Genomic DNA, 6,060 nt, shown 5'->3' with positions numbered 1-6,060 from the left:
CGTGAACGTCCTGTGGGCTCTCATCCGTGACGGACAGTGCTACCAAAGCAACCTCCCCGTCACCACTGCAGCTTGACAACATCATTAGGAGGTGACGGCGAGGTTGTGTATGCGGACGAAAGCGTGCTCGCCGCGGGCCCTGACCTTTCGGTGTTCGACGTTGTCTGCTTCCTCGCCCGGCAGCAAGGCTCGGCCGGGGCGTTTGCGGTGCGGACGACGAGTCCGGTGTTGATGCAGGCGCCGTCTGCCAGCACGGTCACGCCTTCGCAGCGCTGGGCCAGGCCGGAGTGTCGCCAGGCCTTTGCGTCCGCAGTGTTGCCGGGCCGGCCGGGCCGCGGCGACCATGAGTTCGGTGTCGGCGTCGATGATGACCTGCGCGTTCGCCGAGAACCGATAGCCAGCCCAGCAGCATGCCGCGCTGGTTCGCCTGCGCGTTGGCGATGTGTACGCCAGACGGCGCACGTCCTCGTCGGTCGTGCGGTCTCGGACAATGAACGACATCTCCACCGCCTGCTGGCGGTGCACCGCCAGCAGGCGGGCGAAGCCGGCGTCCGCCGACTCCCGGCCCGGCGTCGACGCCGCCGCGGGCGCGTCGCCCCGGGCGGAACTGACCGTTAGCGTACCCGGCGAACAGCAGCGCCAGCAGCACCGCGGCGGCCGCCGCCCACTACGTACAGGTGACGGTCACTTCTTCATCCCCACGCCGCCCTGGCCGTTCGCGTCCATCCCGCCGGTGCAGGCCGCGCCCGGCTCCGGCGTCTGCGGGCCCTGCACGTACTTGGTGAAGAACTGGTCCACACGCGGGTCGTCCGCGCCGTCCACGGTGACCTGCTTGCCCCAGGCGGACAGCATGATCACCCCGGCCTGGTCCTTGACCGGACTCATCAGCGAGTACGGTGTCTTGCTGACCTTCTCGGCGAGCTTCTTGACGTCTGCGGCCGCAGCTTTGTCGCTGTACGTCACCCACACCGCTCCATGCTCCAGCGAATGCACGGCGTTCATGTCCGCAACCGGCTTCTTGTAGACATCGCCGTCGCAGTTCATCCAAACCTGGTGATGGTCGCCGCCGACCGCAGGCTTCATCGGGTACGTCGCAGGCTTGGCGACATGGTTGCGGCCAAGCTTCTTGGCGTCCCAGCTCTTCTCGCCTTCCACCGGCGCCTGGACGGCCGCCTCCGCCGCTTCTTTCTGGTCCGACTCCTCGTTCAGGACGTAAGCGCCAAAACCGCACACCCCTGCAACCACAGCCAGACTGACAGCGACAGTGATGACGCGGTTGCGGCGATCCCTCGCCCTGTCGGCACGCCGCATCGCCTCTACTCGAGCCTTGCGCGAGCCGGACTGATTCTTGGTGGAAGCCACGCCCCATTCACCTCTCTCTGCGGGCGGCCGGGGCTATGCCCAAGATCCAATCCGGGGGCAAAACCTGACATTCAGCATAGAAACCTGTCACTCGAAGCACTGTCAACCATCAACAGCAAGGATGCGCATCCGGAACAGGTTCGCCGTGCCGCTCGCACGGCGGCGGGGCCGCCGGCAGCTACCACACCGGCCGGTCCCCGAAGGTGCTCCGGCTCGCGAAACCGCCGCGGGTGCCCACCCCGGCCAACCGTGGACCTGGCCAACCCTGGCCGCCCGTCACCCCGGCGCCGACCGACCCCGCCACCCCACGTATCGAGAGAGGCGGTCCCGCCCGGCACGCCAGCGGTGACCGGCACCCCTACGAGCTGGCAGCGGTCGACTCCGGCGCGCACTCCCGGTCCTCCCCGACACCGCGTTCACCGACGGCAGGAAGACGTTTCAGCGGTCAGGACGGCGCGGCGCTCAAGTGCGGGCGCTGCAGCGGCGCATGGCCTTGCAGCCGGAGTAGCGGTCACCCACCCGGAAGCCGGCATTCCATGATCATCTAGGGCTGTCGGCACGATAGATCCCCCGCGTGTCGCACGCGGGGGCTGTCCCGGCTGTGGCCGGGACAGCCCTGTCAGTCTCCGCCCGGGACCGGGTATGCCCCGGCGTAGAGCGGCGCCCTGGAGGTCCGAACCGCCTCCAGGACCGCGGGATCCACCTTCCTCAGCCGCCGCCCAGGGACGGATTCCATGCCCAGCCCCCGCGTCACTGGACCCAGCGCGGGTCGTCCAGAACCTCCTCCGGATCGCTCAGGCCTGCCGTCTGGAGGAAGGCGATCACATCGTGATCGGAGAACGCCGTCCCCAAAGACTCCTCACGGCCCCGGCGCATCACACTCACCCGGCGGCCGCCCGCCCCGGCCGGCTCGCCCACAACGATCAACGCTGCCATCTCTTCACCATCACGCTGTTCCCCCCTGCCCCGCACATGCGCCAGCCCCGACCTTTCCTGCCCCTCGCGGGAAGGGGCATCACACCACAAAGTGTGCTCGGGATGCGGTAGCTCAGCAGGGGTGTTTCGCTATGGTTCGTCCGCTCTCCCACAACAAGGAGCGATCATGAGCATGACCAGTGCGCCTGGCGGCAAGGCCGAGCAGATGCGCGCCAAAGCCCAGGAAATGAAGGACCTGGCCGAGCGCACCAGCGACCCCGACGAGCGCAAGCGCCTGAGCGACCAGGCCCGCCGGCTGAAGGAACAGAGCGACAAGGAATCCAGTCAGGACACGGACCGCGGCGGCCTGGACCCCCAGTAGCGCCAAGCCCTTGTCGTGATGTCCGGCCGGCGGCCGCGGGCGTTCCCGAGGCGCCCTCCCAGTCACCGGCCTGGACACCGTGCCCCGGGCATCAGCCTTCCAAGGGTGATTTCTGGCCGGGCACAACATCTTCCTGAAGAGGGATCCCGGGTGTTATGGGTGCTCTGCCATGAGGTTGCCGGCGTGGTCGCCGATGCACGCGTCCATCGGCCCACTGCCCGGGCCATCCGAGGAGGCGGAGTACGCGTACGAGACGCTGTGGAACGGCGCCGTGTTCTGATCCGCCTGCCCGGCGACGGCACCATGCAGCTGGTCAGCGTCGGCGGGCTGGACATCACCGCCGACTACCCCGAACTCAGCCCGCCCGCCGGACTGCTCCCCCAGATCCGAGCGGTCCTGGACGGCGAGATCATCACTCCCGACCCCGCCGGGCGTCCGTCGGTGGAGCGGCTGCAGTCGCGCATGAGCCTGCACCATCCGCGCGCCGTCAGCCGCGCTCCGGCGGAGCACCCGGCCCGGTTGATGATCTACGACGTGCTCTACCTGTGGCAGCCCGTCCTCCACCAGCCCTACACCGCCCGCCGCGCCCTCCTCGACGACCTCCCCGTCAACGGCGACCGGCTGCTGGTACCCGCCGCCCGGCCTTCCATGGCCACCGAAGCCCTCTGTCAAGCCCTGCAGGAAGGCTACGACGGCATCACCGCCAAACGACTTACCAGCCCCTATCTCCCCGGCCGGCGCAGCCGCGACTGGATCAACATCCAAAACCAGTCGCCGGCCTCTGGCGAGACCACGGCGCGGTCACGATAGCTCCTCCCCCGGCTCGCCCGGCTCCTCATCGGTGCCAGACCACTGGCTTCGGGGTGCGCCGCCCTCGCCCGGCCTGTAGCCGCGGTCGAGGGTCTCGGCCAGCGAGAGAACATCGGCATGATGCTCGAGGCTCGCAGCAGCAGGACGGCCAGCTCCTCATTAGGCAACGCGTCCTGCGGGACCGGCCCGAGAAGATGTCCTTGACCCACAGCCGGGCCGGGTGACAGGCAACGGCTCGTAACGGACAAGGCTCCCGGACGGTTGAGCGAGAGATCTCAAGCCGCGTGATCGCTCTCGCTCAGCCCGACGAGAGTCTTACGCGGGCCCGGCGCCCAGGAGGGCGAGAAGCCCCAGGTGTCTCGTCGGCATAGAACCATGGCGTCGTCTCTGGCACGCCAAATCCTGGATCTGGCCTGGGCGAATGTTCTCGTCCTTTTCGCAGGTCCGCGAGCGTCGGCAAGGCTTGCTTCAAGCGAATTGAGCCGTCTTCGCGGCGAGTTCAGTTCACACCGTCGAGCCTGGATGAGCCGGGAGACATGCTCGATGAGTTCGTATAGAACGTCGAGCGTGGAAAGGTAAGAATCCAACGAAGCCCCTGGCCGATGGTCGTGTTGAGTGAGATCACACAACCGACGGCGAGAGGCTTCGCCATGTCATCGCTCCTCCGGCCAGGCCCACAGCCTTCCAGAGGTGAGATGAGAGAGGTCAGTGTGTTGATTCGTACGCCGCGCGGATGTCGGCTGAGATACGGCCGCGTTCGTTGACCTCGTGCCCGTTTTCCTTTGCCCACTCGCGGATCTCAGCGGTGGACGGCCCTTCGGTGCGACTGCGGCTAGCCTTCGCCCCACGCTTGATGCGGCCAGTCCTTCGCCCTGCCTTCAAATAGGGGCTAAACGCTTCGAGCATCTGATCGTAGCTATCCGGAGACAGGTCGATCTCGTAGTTCACGCCATTGAGCGTAAATGTGTGTGTGGAACCTTCGGTGGTCTCTTCACCGGTGAGGTCGTCGATGAAAATCGTTACGTGCTTCTGCGCCATGTCCGGATAGTACACCAACGGCGACACGTCGAAACCCCGCAGCTTGCATTCGTGGCAAGACTGGCCTGGTCCCGTAGGCGAAAGCCACATAGTGCACAGATAGCTGGACTGGCTTCCGGAATATCCCAGGCTGCAGGAATTCAGGCGATCATCAAGTGCCGCATGGTCGGCGGGCAGTGTCAGAGTGGCTTGTTCGCTGTCCGGCACGCTCAAGGTTCCGCTGGTTGCTATGGCGAGGGTGTACCTCCCCACAGCGAGCCAGTTTCGTTACTGTGTGCGCCTGGAGGTGCGCGCAGCGTCGGCATCCCTGCAGCAGTTGGCGGCGGTGGAGGCGGCCCAGGTCTAGGAGCTGTCCGTGCCGATCACCGTTCGTGCGCACGGTCAGCGGTAGTTGTCTGCGCGGTCCCATAATCTGCGCCCATGACCACCGAGGAGTACATCTCGACGATTAACGCGTTGGCCGTGCAGCCGTTCCCGGAGGTGGCCTATGTCGATGCCTCCGGGGAAGGCGGACCAGAGCATCGTGTGCGTGAACTGCAGGTCAGTCGGGACTTCTGGGTTGACGACGACGGGCAGGCCTGGATTGAGGCCGAAGCTGACCTGCGGGCCTGCCTCGACGACCTGGCCACACGCCTGACGACTCGGTGGGACAAAGCGTTCGCTGTGGACCTCGGACCGCATCTCAGTGCCGGCTGCGAGGGAGAGCTGGTGCCCGAGCCGCTCGACTACCTCAGCCAACAGGCCTTGAGTATGAGGGTGTGACCGCTCCCCGACAGCGGTCGTTGGCTCGCGCTGGCGATCGGCCAGGCCGACAAGGAGCTGCCACTCATTCTGTTTGCCCCGGTCGGCCGGGCTTCCGTACTCGACTTGAACACGAGTGGCCGGTCATGAGCGGAGCCACATGATGACAGCTGCCGCCGAGACAGTGCCGAGGAACACGTAGCCACGCTTGTCATACCGCGTAGCCACCGCACGGAAGTTCTTAAGCCTGTTCAGGGTCTGTCCAGTAAACGGTGTAACCGGTTTGCTTGGTGAGGTCAGATTCGGTTGTGGGTGAGGCGGCCGTCGAAGGCGATGTCGAAGGCCTGCAGTGCCCGCTTCCAGCGACTGGTCCAGCGTTTGCGTCCGGCGCCGGTCGGGTCCAGGGACATCACCGCGAGGTAGACGCGCTTCAAAGCGGCGTTCTCAGAAGGGAAGTGCCCGCAGCCCTGACGGCACGGCGGATCCTCGCGTTCACCGACTCGATCGCGTAGTGCGGACGATCCGCCGGATCTCCGTGTCGAACTGCGGGAACGGGGTGAACTCGCCCACGCGTTCTCCCAGAGCCGGACGATCGCTGGATACTTCTAGCCCCACTCCTCGCTGAACTGGAGGAACCGGCTGGTCGCGGCGTCCTCGGTCGGGCCGTGCAGACCGGCTTCAACGCTTTGTCGATCTTGTCCCAGTCCTGGCGGCGACGGAGCTTGTTCAGCGGTGATTCTCGATGGTGAGGATGGCTCTGGCGATTGAAGTCATCCGGCTCGGGTTGCAGCCGGCTTTGCGGAGGATGCGCC

At 66.3% G+C, this 6,060-nt stretch carries 6 protein-coding genes and 4 pseudogenes; 3 read left to right on the top strand and 7 right to left on the bottom strand.

Annotated elements, in window-relative coordinates; translation table 11 throughout:
- Nucleotides 1–111: 111 nt before the first annotated feature.
- The 4 genes and pseudogenes from AB0M18_RS36280 to AB0M18_RS36265 all read right to left on the bottom strand — a co-directional run.
- Nucleotides 112–396 (bottom strand): annotated as a pseudogene (locus AB0M18_RS36280) (transposase family protein); the annotation flags it as partial.
- Nucleotides 395–649: pseudogene (locus AB0M18_RS36275) on the bottom strand (DUF305 domain-containing protein); the annotation flags it as partial. The pseudogenes AB0M18_RS36275 and AB0M18_RS36280, both read right to left, overlap by 2 nt.
- Before the next feature lie 35 nt (nt 650–684).
- On the bottom strand, nt 685–1,362 hold the full coding sequence (locus AB0M18_RS36270; RefSeq protein ID WP_365765639.1) for a DUF3105 domain-containing protein: 678 nt from the start codon (nt 1,360–1,362) through the stop codon (nt 685–687).
- Between the two features lie 750 nt (nt 1,363–2,112).
- Complete coding sequence (locus AB0M18_RS36265) at nt 2,113–2,298, bottom strand: hypothetical protein (protein ID WP_365765637.1); 186 nt, start codon at nt 2,296–2,298, stop codon at nt 2,113–2,115.
- 166 nt (nt 2,299–2,464) lie between these two features.
- On the opposite strand from AB0M18_RS36265, the gene AB0M18_RS36260 reads away from it, so the two are divergent.
- A complete protein-coding gene (locus AB0M18_RS36260) occupies nt 2,465–2,659 on the top strand; it encodes a DUF6381 family protein (RefSeq protein WP_365765635.1) in 195 nt (64 codons plus the stop codon).
- A gap of 258 nt (nt 2,660–2,917) precedes the next feature.
- Nucleotides 2,918–3,469 carry a hypothetical protein gene (locus AB0M18_RS36255; RefSeq protein ID WP_365765633.1) on the top strand — a complete coding sequence of 184 codons (552 nt, stop codon included), beginning with the start codon at nt 2,918–2,920 and terminating at the stop codon, nt 3,467–3,469.
- 705 nt (nt 3,470–4,174) lie between these two features.
- On the opposite strand, the gene AB0M18_RS36250 is transcribed toward AB0M18_RS36255, so the two are convergent.
- Nucleotides 4,175–4,507, bottom strand: a complete 333-nt coding sequence (locus tag AB0M18_RS36250; protein ID WP_365765631.1) for an Lsr2 family protein — start codon at nt 4,505–4,507, stop codon at nt 4,175–4,177.
- Nucleotides 4,508–4,927: 420 nt separating this feature from the next.
- Between AB0M18_RS36250 and AB0M18_RS36245 the strand changes: the two genes are divergently transcribed.
- On the top strand, nt 4,928–5,269 hold the full coding sequence (locus AB0M18_RS36245; RefSeq protein ID WP_365765630.1) for a hypothetical protein: 342 nt from the start codon (nt 4,928–4,930) through the stop codon (nt 5,267–5,269).
- Nucleotides 5,270–5,392: 123 nt separating this feature from the next.
- On the opposite strand, the pseudogene AB0M18_RS36240 reads toward AB0M18_RS36245, so the two are convergent.
- A pseudogene (locus AB0M18_RS36240) lies at nt 5,393–5,503 on the bottom strand (IS5/IS1182 family transposase); the annotation flags it as partial.
- 41 nt (nt 5,504–5,544) lie between these two features.
- Nucleotides 5,545–5,865: pseudogene (locus tag AB0M18_RS36235) on the bottom strand (transposase); the annotation flags it as partial.
- Nucleotides 5,866–6,060 lie beyond the last annotated feature (195 nt).

Origin of the sequence: Streptomyces sp. NPDC051909 (assembly GCF_040681095.1) — a bacterium.
Taxonomy (GTDB): domain Bacteria; phylum Actinomycetota; class Actinomycetes; order Streptomycetales; family Streptomycetaceae; genus Streptomyces.
This window is presented reverse-complemented; position numbering and strand designations above follow the sequence as displayed.

Excerpts from the sequence above, each read along its gene's own strand:
- AB0M18_RS36245 (WP_365765630.1), top strand. The coding sequence starts at position 4,928 with ATGACCACCGAGGAGTACATCTCGACGATTAACGCGTTGGCCGTGCAG.
- AB0M18_RS36260 (WP_365765635.1), top strand. The coding sequence starts at position 2,465 with ATGAGCATGACCAGTGCGCCTGGCGGCAAGGCCGAGCAGATGCGCGCC.
- AB0M18_RS36265 (WP_365765637.1), bottom strand. The coding sequence starts at position 2,298 with ATGGCAGCGTTGATCGTTGTGGGCGAGCCGGCCGGGGCGGGCGGCCGC.
- AB0M18_RS36250 (WP_365765631.1), bottom strand. The coding sequence starts at position 4,507 with ATGGCGCAGAAGCACGTAACGATTTTCATCGACGACCTCACCGGTGAA.